At 52.6% G+C, this 14,760-nt stretch carries 17 protein-coding genes; 6 read left to right on the forward strand and 11 right to left on the reverse strand.

What is annotated here, in order from left to right:
- Positions 1-7: 7 nt before the first annotated feature.
- The 5 genes from pflB (at position 8) to OGY83_RS18920 (ending at position 7,211) form a co-directional block, all read left to right on the forward strand.
- Entirely contained in the window at positions 8-2,302 is a 2,295-nt protein-coding gene (gene pflB / locus OGY83_RS18900) for a formate C-acetyltransferase (protein WP_043017750.1), read from the forward strand.
- 13 nt (positions 2,303-2,315) lie between these two features.
- On the forward strand, positions 2,316-2,711 hold the full coding sequence (locus OGY83_RS18905; protein ID WP_003024870.1) for an enamine/imine deaminase: 396 nt from the start codon (positions 2,316-2,318) through the stop codon (positions 2,709-2,711).
- Positions 2,712-2,798: 87 nt separating this feature from the next.
- Positions 2,799-4,163 (forward strand): L-serine ammonia-lyase, encoded by a 1,365-nt coding sequence (gene tdcG, locus OGY83_RS18910; protein ID WP_286636627.1) that lies wholly within the window; start codon positions 2,799-2,801, stop codon positions 4,161-4,163.
- A gap of 381 nt (positions 4,164-4,544) precedes the next feature.
- On the forward strand, positions 4,545-5,876 hold the full coding sequence (locus OGY83_RS18915) for an SLC5/6 family protein (protein ID WP_079938299.1): 1,332 nt from the start codon (positions 4,545-4,547) through the stop codon (positions 5,874-5,876).
- Between the two features lie 24 nt (positions 5,877-5,900).
- Positions 5,901-7,211: an L-cysteine desulfidase family protein gene (locus tag OGY83_RS18920; RefSeq protein ID WP_286636629.1), complete on the forward strand. Its 1,311-nt coding sequence runs from the start codon at positions 5,901-5,903 to the stop codon at positions 7,209-7,211.
- Positions 7,212-7,265: 54 nt separating this feature from the next.
- On the opposite strand, the gene OGY83_RS18925 is transcribed toward OGY83_RS18920, so the two are convergent.
- Positions 7,266-7,415, reverse strand: a complete 150-nt coding sequence (locus tag OGY83_RS18925) for a protein YhaL (RefSeq protein WP_003828578.1) — start codon at positions 7,413-7,415, stop codon at positions 7,266-7,268.
- A 26-nt stretch (positions 7,416-7,441) separates the two neighbouring features.
- Entirely contained in the window at positions 7,442-8,143 is a 702-nt protein-coding gene (locus OGY83_RS18930; RefSeq protein ID WP_003024860.1) for a pirin family protein, read from the reverse strand.
- A gap of 104 nt (positions 8,144-8,247) precedes the next feature.
- On the opposite strand from OGY83_RS18930, the gene yhaJ reads away from it, so the two are divergent.
- A complete protein-coding gene (gene yhaJ / locus OGY83_RS18935; protein WP_003024855.1) occupies positions 8,248-9,144 on the forward strand; it encodes a DNA-binding transcriptional regulator YhaJ in 897 nt (298 codons plus the stop codon).
- Positions 9,145-9,208: 64 nt separating this feature from the next.
- Here yhaJ and OGY83_RS18940 read toward each other — a convergent pair whose 3' ends face one another.
- The 9 genes from OGY83_RS18940 to yqjA form a co-directional block, all read right to left on the reverse strand.
- Entirely contained in the window at positions 9,209-9,574 is a 366-nt protein-coding gene (locus OGY83_RS18940; protein WP_016154623.1) for a DUF805 domain-containing protein, read from the reverse strand.
- 861 nt (positions 9,575-10,435) lie between these two features.
- Positions 10,436-11,422, reverse strand: coding sequence for a glutathionyl-hydroquinone reductase YqjG (yqjG, locus tag OGY83_RS18945; protein ID WP_191213877.1), 987 nt, complete (start codon positions 11,420-11,422; stop codon positions 10,436-10,438).
- A gap of 71 nt (positions 11,423-11,493) precedes the next feature.
- Positions 11,494-11,886 carry a DoxX family protein gene (locus OGY83_RS18950; RefSeq protein ID WP_003024847.1) on the reverse strand — a complete coding sequence of 131 codons (393 nt, stop codon included), beginning with the start codon at positions 11,884-11,886 and terminating at the stop codon, positions 11,494-11,496.
- Positions 11,887-12,059: 173 nt separating this feature from the next.
- The gene (locus tag OGY83_RS18955) at positions 12,060-12,359 is read right to left on the reverse strand and encodes a YqjK-like family protein (RefSeq protein ID WP_003024845.1); all 300 of its coding nucleotides are present in this window, start codon (positions 12,357-12,359) and stop codon (positions 12,060-12,062) included.
- Positions 12,359-12,754 carry a phage holin family protein gene (locus tag OGY83_RS18960; RefSeq protein ID WP_003828567.1) on the reverse strand — a complete coding sequence of 132 codons (396 nt, stop codon included), beginning with the start codon at positions 12,752-12,754 and terminating at the stop codon, positions 12,359-12,361. The genes OGY83_RS18955 and OGY83_RS18960 overlap by 1 nt, the downstream gene beginning before the upstream one ends.
- A gap of 2 nt (positions 12,755-12,756) precedes the next feature.
- A complete protein-coding gene (locus OGY83_RS18965; protein WP_003024832.1) occupies positions 12,757-13,062 on the reverse strand; it encodes an ElaB/YgaM/YqjD family protein in 306 nt (101 codons plus the stop codon).
- Positions 13,063-13,095: 33 nt separating this feature from the next.
- Positions 13,096-13,464: a DUF1090 domain-containing protein gene (locus OGY83_RS18970; RefSeq protein ID WP_286636630.1), complete on the reverse strand. Its 369-nt coding sequence runs from the start codon at positions 13,462-13,464 to the stop codon at positions 13,096-13,098.
- 147 nt (positions 13,465-13,611) lie between these two features.
- Positions 13,612-13,980, reverse strand: a complete 369-nt coding sequence (gene mzrA / locus OGY83_RS18975) for an EnvZ/OmpR regulon moderator MzrA (protein WP_162838710.1) — start codon at positions 13,978-13,980, stop codon at positions 13,612-13,614.
- An 18-nt stretch (positions 13,981-13,998) separates the two neighbouring features.
- On the reverse strand, positions 13,999-14,661 hold the full coding sequence (gene yqjA / locus OGY83_RS18980) for a DedA family general envelope maintenance protein YqjA (protein ID WP_003828561.1): 663 nt from the start codon (positions 14,659-14,661) through the stop codon (positions 13,999-14,001).
- Positions 14,662-14,760 lie beyond the last annotated feature (99 nt).

Genomic DNA, 14,760 nt, shown 5'->3' on the forward strand with positions numbered 1-14,760 from the left:
ATTTTTCATGAAGGTAAATATCGATACCAGCGATATGCTGTATGCCGAAGCCTGGAATGGCTTTAAAGGTACGGACTGGAAAGAAGAAATTAATGTCCGTGATTTTATTCAGCACAACTATACGCCTTATGAAGGGGATGAATCTTTCCTCGCCGAAGCAACGCCTGCGACCACTGCACTGTGGGAAAAAGTCATGGCGGGCATCCGTATTGAAAACTCGACGCACGCCCCGGTTGATTTCGATACCAATATTGCTACTACGATAACCGCACATGATGCGGGTTATATTGAACAAGAACTGGAAAAAATCGTCGGTCTGCAAACGGATAAGCCGCTCAAGCGTGCTCTGCATCCGTTTGGTGGCATCAACATGATCAAAAGCTCTTTTGATGCTTATGGTCGTGAGATGGATGCTGATTTTGAATACCAGTTTACTGAACTGCGTAAAACCCATAACCAGGGCGTATTCGATGCCTACTCTCCGGATATGCTGCGCTGCCGTAAATCCGGCGTGCTGACCGGTTTGCCGGATGGCTACGGTCGTGGTCGTATCATCGGTGACTACCGCCGCGTCGCGCTGTACGGTATCCGCTATCTGGTGCGTGAGCGTGAACTGCAGTTTGCCGATCTCCAGTCGAACCTGGAGTGGGGTCAGAATCTTGAAGCCACGATTCGTCTGCGCGAAGAGCTGTCTGAGCACCGCCGCGCCCTGCTGCAAATGCAGGAAATGGCGGCGAAATATGGCTGCGATATCTCCCGTCCGGCGCGTAATGCGCAGGAAGCGGTGCAGTGGGTGTACTTTGCTTACCTGGCTGCGGTGAAATCTCAGAACGGCGGCGCTATGTCGCTGGGCCGTACCGCATCGTTCCTCGACATCTATATTGAGCGCGATTTCAAAGCGGGAATTTTAAACGAGCAGCAGGCGCAGGAGCTGATCGACCACTTCATTATGAAGATCCGTATGGTGCGCTTCCTGCGTACGCCGGAATTCGACACCCTGTTCTCAGGCGACCCAATCTGGGCGACCGAAGTTATCGGCGGTATGGGGCTGGATGGCCGCACGCTGGTGACGAAAAACTCGTTCCGTTACCTGCATACGCTGCACACCATGGGCCCGGCGCCTGAGCCGAACCTGACGGTGCTGTGGTCTGAGCAGCTACCAATTGCCTTCAAAAAATACGCCGCCCAGGTGTCTATCATCACCTCGTCTTTGCAGTATGAAAACGACGATCTGATGCGTGCCGACTTTGACAGCGATGACTATGCCATTGCCTGCTGCGTCAGCCCGATGGTTATCGGCAAGCAAATGCAGTTCTTCGGGGCGCGTGCCAACCTCGCCAAAACGTTGCTGTACGCAATCAACGGTGGTGTGGATGAGAAGCTGAAAATCCAGGTTGGGCCGAAAACTGCGCCGCTGATGGATGACGTGCTGGACTACGACACGGTGATGGAGAGCCTGGACCACTTTATGGACTGGCTGGCTGTGCAGTACATCAGCGCGCTGAACATCATCCACTACATGCACGACAAGTACAGCTACGAAGCTTCGCTGATGGCGCTGCACGATCGTGATGTCTATCGCACGATGGCCTGTGGTATGGCGGGTCTGTCCGTGGCGGCGGATTCTCTGTCGGCTATCAAATACGCTCGCGTGAAACCGATTCGCGATGAAAATGGTCTGGCGGTTGATTTCGAAATCGAAGGCGACTATCCGCAATACGGCAACAACGACGAGCGCGTAGACAGCATTGCCTGCGACCTGGTCGAACGCTTTATGAAAAAAATTAAGGTGTTGCCAACCTACCGTAACGCGGTGCCGACGCAGTCCATTCTGACCATTACCTCCAACGTGGTGTACGGACAGAAAACCGGTAACACGCCGGATGGACGTCGCGCAGGTACGCCGTTTGCGCCAGGGGCGAACCCGATGCACGGCCGCGATCGCAAAGGTGCGGTAGCGTCGTTAACCTCGGTCGCCAAACTGCCGTTCACCTATGCCAAAGACGGTATCTCGTACACCTTCTCCATTGTGCCGGCAGCGCTGGGCAAAGAGGATGGAGTGCGTAAAACCAACCTGGTCGGTCTGCTGGACGGTTACTTCCACCATGAAGCGCATGTGGAAGGCGGTCAGCACCTGAACGTTAACGTTATGAACCGTGAAATGTTGATGGATGCTATTGAGCACCCGGAAAACTATCCGAACCTGACGATTCGCGTATCTGGCTATGCGGTGCGCTTTAACGCGCTGACCCGCGAACAGCAGCAAGATGTTATTTCACGTACTTTCACCCAGGCGCTCTGACGCCGGAGGGGCTATGAGAAAAGTTATTGCAACCGAATGTGCGCCAGGGGCGATTGGGCCTTACGTACAGGGTGTGGATCTGGGCAGCATGGTGTTGACGTCAGGTCAAATCCCGGTGTGTCCGCAGACCGGTGAAGTGGCTGAAAACGTATCCGATCAGGCGCGTCAAAGCCTGGAAAACGTGAAAGCGATCGTCGAGTCCGCAGGTTTGAAAGTGAGCGATATCGTGAAGACGACCGTTTTCGTTTCCGACCTGAACGACTTCGCCACCATTAACCAGGTGTACCAGCAATTCTTTGATGAGCACAAGGCAATCTACCCCACGCGCAGTTGCGTGCAGGTCGCCCGCTTACCAAAGGATGTGAAGCTGGAGATTGAAGCCATCGCCGTACGTGGCGACACGCTGTAATCCCTTGCGGGGCGATCTCAGGATCGCCCCGATCCTTAATGAGTGTGAAACCTGGTCTTCACTGAACGGCAATCCGAGGGTGTGGATATGATTAGCGCATTCGATATTTTTAAGATTGGCATTGGACCTTCCAGCTCCCATACCGTGGGGCCAATGAACGCAGGTAAAAGCTTTATCGATCTGTTGGTCAGCAGCGGGGAACTCTCCAAGGCTACGCATATTGTGGTCGATCTTTATGGATCGCTTTCCCTGACCGGAAAAGGTCATGCGACAGATGTCGCCATCATGATGGGACTGGCCGGTAACAGTCCGCAAAACGTTAATATAGATTCTATCGCTGGTTTTACTCAGGAAATGGCCCGTACCGGACGTTTACCGGTTGCAGAGGGCACGCATGTTGTCGATTTTTCCCCAGACGAAAATATTCTCTTTCATACCGAAACGCTGCCGCGCCATGAAAATGGCATGCGTATCACCGCGTGGAACGGCACCGAGACACTATTAAGCAAAACCTATTACTCCGTCGGCGGTGGTTTTATCGTTGAAGAGGAGCAATTTGGTCAGGCGCATGATGTTGAAGCACACGTGCCCTACAATTTTCATTCCGCCAGCGAACTGCTGAAACTGTGTGAGCGTAACGGGCTGTCCGTTTCCGGTCTGATGATGCAGAACGAACTGGCGATGCGCAGCAAAGAAGAAATCGATGCTGGCTTTGCCGCCATCTGGGATGTCATGCACGCCGGGATTGAGCGCGGCATGAACACCGAAGGCGTTCTGCCTGGCCCGCTTAACGTACCGCGTCGCGCCGTGGCATTACGTCGGTTACTGGTTTCCAGCGATAATCTGTCCAGCGACCCGATGAACGTTATCGACTGGATCAACATGTTCGCGCTGGCCGTGAGCGAAGAAAACGCCGCCGGATGCCGGGTTGTGACGGCACCGACCAACGGAGCATGTGGAATTATCCCTGCGGTCCTGGCCTATTACGACAAGTTCCGCCGTCCGGTGAATGCGAACTCCATTGCCCGCTACTTGCTGGCCGCGGGGGCGATAGGTGCGCTGTATAAGATGAACGCCTCTATTTCTGGTGCTGAAGTCGGCTGCCAGGGTGAAATTGGCGTAGCCTGTTCAATGGCGGCAGCCGGGCTGACCGAGTTGCTTGGCGGTAGCCCGTCACAGGTTTGCATTGCGGCGGAAATCGCCATGGAGCATAACCTGGGGCTGACCTGCGACCCGGTCGCTGGACAGGTGCAAATACCGTGTATTGAACGCAATGCGATCAACGCGGTAAAAGCCGTCAACGCCGCACGTATGGCGCTACGTCGCACATCTGAGCCACGCGTTTCGCTCGATAAAGTGATCGAGACCATGTATGAAACGGGCAAAGATATGAACGACAAATACCGTGAAACGTCACGCGGTGGCCTGGCAATTAAAGTGGTTTGTACCTGAAGTTAAAAGACGAGCCTAATGGCGCCCAGCTTTCAGGCCTACGGTTTGCGCGCGTTGTAGGCCGGATAAGGCGCAAGCGCCGCCATCCGGCAATGAATGAAATAATCAACATAGCAGAATAAAAAAGGTGCACTTTAGTGCACCTTTTTTGTTGTGATCGGCTTCAAAATTAGAAATTACATTCTTTATGTGAGTTTAAAAGAGAAAATATTTCTTAACTTTTAGAAATTACAGGGGTTTGTTTGTGAAGTTTTTCTCTGATCCTGCGCGTATGATTTCTTCATTACTCCAATAGCTCGCCTGCACCTAAGTACTGCGTATCGCATTGAAGCAGTACGAAAAAAATATAAAAACCTCTACCTACACATTGAGCGGAAAATTATGGAAACGGCAACGAATAGTAGCGTAATACTCGACGCATCTGCTCCGGCACGTCGGGCGGGAATGACCGAAAGCGAATGGCGCGAAGCTATTAAATTCGACAGCACGGATACCGGCTGGGTCATTATGAGTATCGGTATGGCAATTGGCGCGGGGATTGTTTTTCTTCCTGTCCAGGTAGGATTGATGGGGCTGTGGGTGTTCTTGCTCTCCTCTATCATCGGCTACCCAGCCATGTATCTGTTCCAGCGCCTGTTTATCAACACGCTGGCTGAGTCTCCAGAGTGTAAAGACTACCCGAGCGTGATCAGCGGCTATCTGGGTAAGAATTGGGGCATCCTGTTAGGTGCGTTGTATTTTGTGATGCTGGTTATCTGGATGTTCGTTTATTCCACCGCCATCACCAATGACAGCGCCTCTTATCTGCACACGTTTGGTGTGACTGAAGGTTTACTGTCCGACAGCCCGTTCTATGGCCTGGTGCTGATTTGCATCCTGGTGGCCATCTCGTCACGCGGGGAACAAATGCTGTTTAAAATCTCCACCGGCATGGTACTGACCAAGCTGCTGGTTGTGGCAGCGCTTGGCGTGTCGATGGTGGGGATGTGGCATCTGCATAACGCAGGTTCACTGCCGCCAATGGCGTTACTGATCAAAAATGCGATCATTACGTTGCCGTTTACGCTGACCTCGATCCTGTTTATTCAGACCTTAAGCCCGATGGTTATCTCATACCGTTCTCGCAACAAATCCATTGAAGTGGCGCGCCATAAAGCCCTGCGTGCCATGAACATCGCGTTCGGTATTCTGTTTGTTACCGTCTTTTTCTACGCCGTTTCCTTCACGTTGGCGATGGGCCACGACGAAGCGGTTAAAGCTTATGAGCAGAACATCTCCGCTCTGGCGATTGCCGCGCAGTTTATTAATGGTGCGGGTGCTGGTTGGGTGAAAATCGTCAGCGTTATTCTGAACATTTTCGCCGTTATGACCGCTTTCTTCGGCGTCTACTTAGGTTTCCGCGAAGCGACTCAAGGGATCGTGATGAACGTGCTGCGCCGCTACATGCCAGCTGAGAAAATCAACGAAACCTTTGTTCAGCGCGGCATTATGATTTTTGCCATCCTGCTGGCCTGGAGCGCAATTGTGCTCAACGCGCCGGTACTGAGCTTCACCTCTATTTGTAGCCCTATCTTCGGCATGGTGGGTTGTCTGATCCCGGCCTGGCTGGTCTACAAAGTTCCTGCACTGCACAAATACAAAGGCGCTTCCCTGTATCTGATTATTTTCACGGGCCTGTTGCTGTGCGTTTCTCCGTTCCTGGCATTTTCCTGAGATATTTGAGCAAAGGTTGTTGTTATGTTTGAGACTACATTGAATCCATTATGGGATAGTTTTATCCGCGCAGTGCAGGAAGAAGTAAAGCCTGCGTTGGGCTGTACAGAACCTATCTCTCTGGCTCTGGCGGCAGCGGTCGCCTCTTCTGAGCTGGGCGGCGCGGTTGAACGTATTGACGCGTGGGTCTCACCGAACCTGATGAAAAACGGCATGGGCGTTACCGTGCCGGGTACCGGAATGGTCGGGTTGCCTGTCGCGGCGGCGCTGGGTGCGCAGGGGGGAAATGCCCGTGCCGGTTTAGAGGTACTGAAAGATGCGTCGCCACAAGCGATCGCCGATGCGAAAGCGATGCTGAGCGCTGGCAAGGTTGCGGTGATGCTGCAGGAGCCTTGCGAGGACATCCTCTTTTCCCGCGCGAAGGTTTACAGCGCTGAAGGATGGGCATGCGTGACGATTGTTGGCGGTCATACCAACATCGTACACATCGAGACCAATAAGGGCGTAGTGTTCACCACAGAACAGAATGCTCAGGCAGAGGAGCAGGAGTCACCGTTGGCGGTATTGTCTCACACCTCGCTGGAAGAGATTCTGGCGTTCGTGAATGCGGTACCGTTTGAGTCAATTCGCTTTATTCTCGACGCGGCAAAGCTGAACGGTGCGCTGTCTCAGGAAGGGCTGCGCGGTAACTGGGGCTTGCACATCGGAACCACGCTTGAGAAGCAGTGCGCACGTGGCCTGCTGGCGAACGATCTCTCAACGGCTATTCTGATCCGTACCAGTGCGGCGTCGGATGCGCGAATGGGCGGGGCGACGCTGCCGGCCATGAGCAACTCCGGCTCCGGTAATCAGGGCATTACCGCGACTGTTCCGGTCATGGTGGTGGCAGAGCACTTTGGCGCGGATGAGGAGAAACTGGCACGTGCGCTAATGTTGTCTCACCTGAGCGCTATCTACATCCATCATCAGCTTCCACGTTTGTCTGCACTGTGTGCAGCAACCACGGCGGCGATGGGGGCAGCAGCGGGGATGGCATGGATCGTAGATGGTCGCTACAACACCATCGCGATGGCGATCAGCAGCATGATTGGCGACGTGAGCGGAATGATATGTGATGGCGCTTCAAACAGCTGCGCGATGAAAGTCTCAACCAGCGCATCTGCGGCGTGGAAAGCGGTGCTAATGGCGCTGGATGATACTGCCGTAACCGGCAACGAAGGGATTGTGGCGCATAACGTGGAACAATCTATCGCTAACCTGTGTGCGCTGGCGTGTCGTTCGATGCAGGAAACCGACAAGCAGATTATTGAGATCATGGCCAGTAAGGCACATTAATCTGTAGGCCGGGTAAGGCATTGCTACCACCCGGCATAAGTCTAAGCCGCCTGTTCAGGCGGCTTCTTCGTCTTCCAGCCGTAGTTCGGCATCGGCCACAATCGCTTCCAGCTCTGTCAGCATTTCTTCATAGCCGAAGGTAACTGTTTCCTGTTTTTTCGGCTCAACCTGCGGCTGGCGTTTTTTTGATGATTTCTTGCTCAATAGTCGTACTCCATTGTTTTCCCTGACTATACGGGCAAATCTATCAGCAAAGCGCGCAGCGGGGTATCGGCGACTAACGTTATGTTAGTTTCGTCACGAATAAATGCCCCATCGCCACAGGTGAGCGCTTCTTTTTCGGCGCCAGACGTCACCGCATGGAACCTGCCGTGAATCGACTGTAAATAAGCACGTGGCCCATGTAGCTGAAAACTCAGCGATTCACCTTGCTGCAGCTCAACGTGGTGCACCCATACCTGTTGGCGCAGATGCAGGCTGCCTTGTTCACCGTCCGGCGAGGCCAGCAGTTGATGCTTACCGGTACCCAGCGTGGCCTTCTGTACGCAGGCATTTTCACGCTGCGGGCAGGCGTCCAGCCAGAGCTGCATGCGGGTTAACGGTTTGTCTTTGCTGATATTGTGTTCGCTATAGCTAATCCCGGGCTGTGTCGCGAGCAGTAAAACTTCACCTGCTTTGGCCTTGATATGGTTGCCTTCGCTGTCGCGGTATTCTGCTTCCCCTTCGAGGATCAGATTAACGATATCCACCTTCGGATAGGTCCGTGGCTGGAAAGAGGCCCCCGGCGCCAGAACTTCCTGGTTCAGAACACGCAGCGAGGCATAACCCAGCAGTTTAGGATCAAAATAGTGTCCAAAGGAGAAGGTATAACGGGCCTGCAGCCAGCCGTAGTCTGCTTGCCCGCATTGTTTGGCTGTACGGGTAGTAATCATAGTTCTTGACCTCTCTTTACTTCCTTTTATGTTAAATGGCTAGACGCTGCATTGTTAGCCAGATATTCTGCCCGGTATGTTCAAATTTCCTGAATGAGAACGAAATGGCCAAAGAAAGGGCTTTAACGCTTGAAGCGTTACGCGTCATGGACGCAATAGACAGGCGCGGTAGTTTTGCTGCTGCGGCAGATGAACTGGGACGCGTTCCTTCCGCACTTAGCTATACCATGCAGAAGTTGGAGGAGGAGCTGGACGTGGTGCTGTTTGACCGTTCAGGTCATCGCACAAAGTTCACTAACGTTGGGCGTATGTTGCTGGAGCGTGGGCGCGTACTGCTGGAAGCTGCGGATAAACTGACCACCGACGCTGAAGCGCTGGCTCGCGGTTGGGAAACGCATCTGACCATTGTTACCGAAGCACTGGTGCCGACGGCGGCGTTTTTCCCGCTGATCGACAGGCTTGCCGGGAAGGCCAATACCCAGCTTTCCGTTATTACCGAAGTTCTGGCCGGGGCGTGGGAGCGTCTGGAGCAGGGGCGGGCGGATATTGTGATTGCGCCGGATATGCATTTTCGCTCATCCTCAGAAATCAACTCGCGCAAGCTGTACTCGCTGATGAATGTCTATGTAGCGGCCCCGGATCATCCTATCCATCAGGAGCCGGAACCGTTATCGGAAGTCACCCGCGTGAAATACCGTGGGATCGCGGTGGCGGATACCGCCCGTGAACGTCCGGTGCTGACGGTTCAACTGCTGGATAAGCAGCCGCGTCTGACGGTGAGTACGATAGAAGATAAACGTCAGGCACTGTTGGCTGGATTGGGCGTGGCGACGATGCCGTACCCGCTGGTGGAAGAGGATATTGCCGCTGGTCGGCTGCGGGTCGTTAGTCCGGAATCGACAAGCGAGATAGATATTATTATGGCCTGGCGTCGTGACAGCATGGGCGAGGCGAAATCCTGGTGTCTGCGGGAAATCCCCAAGCTGTTTGCGGGTAAATAGCCTGACTGTTACGCCGGATGCGGTGCAATTGCACCTTATCCGGCCTACAAAAGGGTGTATGACGTCAGGACAGTTGTTTAGGGTCAGCGCCGAAGCGGTTGCTCCCCTGAGTCCCGTTTTGACAGTTGAAAATGATGATCACCAACCAGCCTACGATCGGGATCAGCAACACCAGTAGCCACCAGGCTGAACGATCGGTGTCATGCAAACGCCGGAACTGCACTGCCCACCAGGGGATAAAAACCAGAACCCCATAAATCGTCGTTAATATGCCTTCTCCCCCGGCGCGCTCCCAGCCAAGCATTCTGTCCAGAATACCCAGCACGAACGTGAAGATGATGTTGACCAGCACAAACATCCAGTATTCTTTACGACGTGCGCGGCCACCAAAACCAAAGTAATTCTTTAATACGTTTAAATACCAATCCATTTTTGCCTCGTTCTGCATTCAATTACTTGTTTTTAAAGCAATCAAATTAAGAATAGACGTGAATGAAATGATGGTAAATATTTGCGGTATTAATTATTTACCCCATTGGAGAATTGCTTGTCAGTTAAACATTATGGAGAACATATGATTCCGGCTCAGGGTTCCGTTCACCTTAGCTGAGTGATTTCTCTGAAGCGCAGATACCTGTGAACGTGCAAGGGAGGCTCACCGCCGCCTCCCTTGCAACCCAGGCTCCCGGCGGGAAAATCGTCGCTGCGCGATTCATTCGTCTTACGCCGTCTGCCTGTCGGGTCGGAGCCGAGCCTGTATCCCTGCAGGCCGTCCCCTCTGCCCGCATCCCTGCGGGCAGCCCCGGTCAGCCGTCAACGCCTCATCGATTTTCAGCCGGACCGGGGTCATCGCTTCAACGCTCTGGCTTCCAGTAAAATCTGTTTTTCTGTTCAAGTATATTCAAATAAAAATACAGGTGGTCAGGTGTGGGCTGGTCCGGCTGAAAATTGCCGACGTGTTTCCGTAAGGCAGGGAGAGCCAGCATGGATGCTGGCTCAGGGCGCGCTTTGCATGGATGCTACCTCGCGCCCGGCCCGGTAGCCTGAAGGAATAAGCGGAGGGTATTGCGCAGCAACAATTTTCCTGCCGGGAGCCGGGATTGTAAAGGGCGTGGCGGAGAACGCCCTTTACACGTTCACGGGTATCGGTGCTTCAGAGAAATGATGAACATGAGGTGAACGGAACCCTTTCTCTGATATTGCATGTTTATTACTTCCGCCAATACTGGTTGATACTTTCTGAAACAGAAGCGTTAATTAATTGGCCTTACCCCAAAGGGGCCTGTGTAAATCAGGCGAAACGCTCGTCACGCCCGTGGGGTTCGTTGAGGTCCTGCCACGGCCCAACAGAAATAATGCCAGTCGGGTTAATGGTTTTGTGGCTACGGAAGTAGTGATTGCGGATGTGATCGAAATTGACAGTTTCCGCAATGCCCGGCATCTGGTAGATATCGCGCAGGAAACCGTACAGATTCAGATAGTCACTAACCCGGTGTTTATCGCACTTGAAGTGCGTCACATACACGGGATCAAAGCGCACCAGCGTGGTCCACAGGCGAATGTCGGCTTCCGTTAGTTGATCGCCGGTCAGGTAGCGATGTTGCCCAAGGATCTGCTCCAGTCGTGCCAGAGATTGAAAGACTTTATCCACGGCGTCGTCGTAGGCTTCCTGACTGGTGGCAAATCCGGCTTTATACACGCCGTTATTAACGTTGTCATAAATCCAACCGTTCAGCTCGTCGATTTTGCTTTGCAGGGCTGGTGGATAGTAATCGCCGGCTTTCGCGCCCAGCGCATCAAACGCGGTGTTAAACATGCGGATGATTTCTGCAGATTCGTTGCTGACAATAGTGTGGTTCTTTTTGTCCCACAGTACCGGAACGGTCACCCGACCGCTGTAGTGCGGATCGGCGTGTAAATAGAGCTGATAAAGAAATTCGTGCTGATACAGGGTATCGCCGGTTGCCGCCGGGAAGTTGTCGTCAAAGGTCCAGCCGTTTTCCAGCATCAACGGATGCACAACGGACACGGAAATAAACGGTTCCAGCCCTTTGAGTTTGCGCAAAATCAGCGTGCGATGCGCCCACGGACAGGCCAGAGAAACGTAGAGATGATAGCGGTCTTTTTCGGCAACAAAGCCACCTTCACCGGTTGGGCCGGGCGCGCCATCCGCGGTGAGCCAGTTACGGAAAGCCGATGCAGAACGTTGAAATTTTCCACCGGTTGATTTGGTATCGTACCAGGTGTCATGCCAGACGCCGTCAATCAGTTGTCCCATTTTATCGCCTCCTCAGATAGCAAAAGCGAGGAGATATCTCCTCGCTTTTTGATGTGTTCAGTATAGTTTGATTACCACTTTTTATTCAGTACGCGGTCAATACTAAATGCGCCTGGACCGGTGATAGCCAGCAACAGGAAACCGCCTGCGATGGTCAGGTTTTTCATGAACATCAGGGAGTTCACACCTTCCGCAAAGTTGCTGTGGAAGAGGAACGCTGTCAGCAATGTGAAGCCTGCGGTGAACAGCGCAGTTGTACGGGTCAGGAAACCGAACAGAATTGCCAGACCGCCACCAAACTCAAGCAGAATCACCAACGGCAGCATAAATCCTGGGACGCCCATGGCTTCCATGTACTGTTGGGTACCCGCATATCCGGTGATTTTTCCCCAACCTGCGGTAATAAACAGGATTGGCATCAGAATGCGCGCTACCAGTACACCAACATCTTCTAATTTCTTCATCATACTCTCCAGGAAACCACTCAGGCGGCTTATTGTGTTTTTTTGTGCAGCGACGCTGCAGAGCGCGTCGTTGCTGTCGATGGAGAGAATCATAAACGTGCTTAATGAGAATTGTTAGCAAGGAAAACTGTCAGTATTTTTCAAAAATTTTGAGGTTGGGGGAGAGGAAGGGATTAGCCGCGCAGTTGCTGCTGTCTGATGGTCGATTTCACCAGACGCCAGATACTCCAGACGCTAAAGCCGCGCTTAGCCCAGCGTACCAGCAGATTCGGGTTACGGATGGTGCGAACCGCCATAATACTGCTCCCGACTAACACCCAGCCACGCAGATTCAGTAGCGTCTTCCAGCCACGATCGTAGACCTCGGTGGCTTCCAGCCAGTCGCGGCGAGTAGCAGACAGATCCAGCCGTTGCTGCTGGATCTGTCCAAGCAGTTGCGCCTTACGTTGTTGACGTTCGACTTTGCTGCTCATTATGCATCATCCTCCAGGGCTTGCCTGTCATTAGCGAGTTCCTGGCGTGTATGGCGTAGCAGCGTTGTTTTACGCGCTTTACGCAGCGTCCATATCCCGCCAATCAGCGCTAACAGCAACAGCACAACGGTGGTGGCAATCATGGCGTTCAGGCGGTATTGAGGGTCAATGGCCCAGATGATAAGCACCATCAGGCTCATCAGGCCAAACGCCGCGAACAGCATAGTTAGCCCAAGCATCAGCAGGATCTGGATGAGGTTGGCTTTTTCCTCTTCCAGCTCAACGACGGCCAGCCGTAGCCGCGTCTCTACGATCTCAACGAGAATCGTCAGGATCCGCTGTCCAATACCCAGTACGCCTTTGCCTGGACCTTGTGCGTGTTGAGAATCAGCCATTATTAACGGCGCGACAACAGTACACCAAGCACCACACCGACTGCAGCGCCAATGCCGACGCCTGTCCATGGGTTTTCGCGCACGTAGTTATCGGCTTTAGCCGCGGCCTCACGGGTCTGTTTGGCAATCACATCGCTGGTTTCACTCAGACGATGGCGGCTCTCGCGCAGCGCATGTTCGGCTTTGCTGCGAATTTTACTCATCTCTTCCTTCGACTTATCGCCAGAGGAGCTAAGTACTTCTTCAAGCGTATCCGCAAGAGATTTCAGCTCAGCGCGCAGGTTTTCCGTAGCATTATCTTTCGACATAGTTTTCTCCAGTTGAGTGGCTAGTTACCGTACTTAGTAATCGCGGGTCTCGAGTTCTTTCAGTTCTTTCTGAGCTTCAGCAAGCTTATGCTCGCGCTTTGCTACCTTATCCGCATCGCCTTTTTGCTTTGCCTCGGCTAAGTCACGTTGACGCTCGGCAATCTCATTTTTCTGCTCGGCGATTTTTTTCTGATGGTTGGCGCGCAGTTTGCTGTCAGTACAGTTTGCCCTGACTTCGCTCAGCGCTTTGTTCAGCCCATTGATACGGCTCTGATTGTTGTGTTTTTCGGCATAGCTAATCTCCCGCTGAATGTCTTGTTCTTTTTCCTGACAGAGGGTGTTGGCGTAGCTGCCGGTACTGAGAGCGAAAAGGCTAATTGCCAAAGCGATGCGGTATTTCATTCTTGACCTTCCATTGTGATTCGACCTCGTGGTGTAGGGTCGATGCTCCAGAATAATAAAACGTTGGGTCATAAGCCCAGTTTATTAATCATAGGCGCTAAACGGTGAAATCACCAAAGTAAGTGATCTAATTCAGATTCCTGGAAATTAACCAAAGCGGTGTGGCGTATCACGTAAGCGGGATAACCACTGAACCGCCTGATTATCATCATCCTGCTGAGCGATAACGAAACCGTGCGGTAGCGTTCGATCCAGTACGACCTTAGCCGCTGCGCTCTGCGCACTGGAATCAAAGGTAATCAGCAGTGCGTCATTTTGCGGAGTGATGCTTTTAAAACGAATGCCGTTGGCATCCAGGTGATGCCAGATAGAGAAGCCATCAGGCATGCTGGCTCCCTGGTTTACGGCACGAATGGCAAGCGTTGATTCCTGCTGGCGAATGACCGACCAGGTCAGGAGCAACGCGCCGATGAACAACATAAAAGTGGTGGACCAGGCAAGTCGTCGGAGCGTTATGCATGATTTCAGCATAATTTACCCTCGGTTCCCGTATTTCTTTTTCCAAAGAACAACCAGTGAACCTGCCAGACCAAACACCAGTAACACCACGGGAAGCAGCATCAGACAAGACATCAGCTGATCTTCATATTTTAGAAATACCGGTGTTTTGCCCAGCAGATAACCCAGCGATGTGAGAATAAGGACCCAAAGCAGTCCGCTCATCCAGTTGAAGAACTGAAAGCGCGCATTGTTCAGGCCAGACAATCCTGCGATGGTCGGCAGTAATGTTCTGACAAACGCGATAAAGCGGCCGACCAGCAGCGCAGACAAGCCATGCTTATGGAACAGATGATGCGCACGCTGATGATAATGTGCAGGAAGATGAGATAACCAGTTTTGCACGGTGCGGGTATTGCCCAACCATCGGCCTTGTATATAGCTGAGCCAGCAACCAAGGCTGGCTGCGGTGGTGAGCAGCAGTACCGTTTGCGGAAAACCCATTGCGCCTTTGGCAATAAGTACGCCGACCAGTACCAGCAAACTGTCGCCAGGTAAAAAGGCTGCTGGCAGCAGTCCGTTTTCCAGAAACAAAATAGTAAAGAGTACAAAATAGAGCATGCCAATCATGGAAGGATTGGCCAGCGTTTCAAAATCCTGAGCCCATAAAGCATTTAGTAATTGAGTCAGTAGTTCCATTCAATATTCCTGGAGAATCGGTTGTCGTCATGCCGGTTTTTTGGATTTTGTAACACCACGATTTTATTAATATTTTTTACATGACTTGTGGTCTGTTAC

It is taken from the genome of Citrobacter sp. Cpo090 (assembly GCF_030332665.1).
Classification (GTDB): Bacteria; Pseudomonadota; Gammaproteobacteria; order Enterobacterales; family Enterobacteriaceae; genus Citrobacter; species Citrobacter portucalensis.

Excerpts from the sequence above, each read along its gene's own strand:
- pflB (WP_043017750.1), top strand. The coding sequence starts at position 8 with ATGAAGGTAAATATCGATACCAGCGATATGCTGTATGCCGAAGCCTGG.
- OGY83_RS18905 (WP_003024870.1), top strand. The coding sequence starts at position 2,316 with ATGAGAAAAGTTATTGCAACCGAATGTGCGCCAGGGGCGATTGGGCCT.
- tdcG (WP_286636627.1), top strand. The coding sequence starts at position 2,799 with ATGATTAGCGCATTCGATATTTTTAAGATTGGCATTGGACCTTCCAGC.
- OGY83_RS18915 (WP_079938299.1), top strand. The coding sequence starts at position 4,545 with ATGGAAACGGCAACGAATAGTAGCGTAATACTCGACGCATCTGCTCCG.
- OGY83_RS18920 (WP_286636629.1), top strand. The coding sequence starts at position 5,901 with ATGTTTGAGACTACATTGAATCCATTATGGGATAGTTTTATCCGCGCA.
- OGY83_RS18930 (WP_003024860.1), bottom strand. The coding sequence starts at position 8,143 with ATGATTACTACCCGTACAGCCAAACAATGCGGGCAAGCAGACTACGGC.
- yhaJ (WP_003024855.1), top strand. The coding sequence starts at position 8,248 with ATGGCCAAAGAAAGGGCTTTAACGCTTGAAGCGTTACGCGTCATGGAC.
- OGY83_RS18940 (WP_016154623.1), bottom strand. The coding sequence starts at position 9,574 with ATGGATTGGTATTTAAACGTATTAAAGAATTACTTTGGTTTTGGTGGC.
- yqjG (WP_191213877.1), bottom strand. The coding sequence starts at position 11,422 with ATGGGACAACTGATTGACGGCGTCTGGCATGACACCTGGTACGATACC.
- OGY83_RS18950 (WP_003024847.1), bottom strand. The coding sequence starts at position 11,886 with ATGAAGAAATTAGAAGATGTTGGTGTACTGGTAGCGCGCATTCTGATG.
- OGY83_RS18955 (WP_003024845.1), bottom strand. The coding sequence starts at position 12,359 with ATGAGCAGCAAAGTCGAACGTCAACAACGTAAGGCGCAACTGCTTGGA.
- OGY83_RS18960 (WP_003828567.1), bottom strand. The coding sequence starts at position 12,754 with ATGGCTGATTCTCAACACGCACAAGGTCCAGGCAAAGGCGTACTGGGT.
- OGY83_RS18965 (WP_003024832.1), bottom strand. The coding sequence starts at position 13,062 with ATGTCGAAAGATAATGCTACGGAAAACCTGCGCGCTGAGCTGAAATCT.
- OGY83_RS18970 (WP_286636630.1), bottom strand. The coding sequence starts at position 13,464 with ATGAAATACCGCATCGCTTTGGCAATTAGCCTTTTCGCTCTCAGTACC.
- yqjA (WP_003828561.1), bottom strand. The coding sequence starts at position 14,661 with ATGGAACTACTGACTCAATTACTAAATGCTTTATGGGCTCAGGATTTT.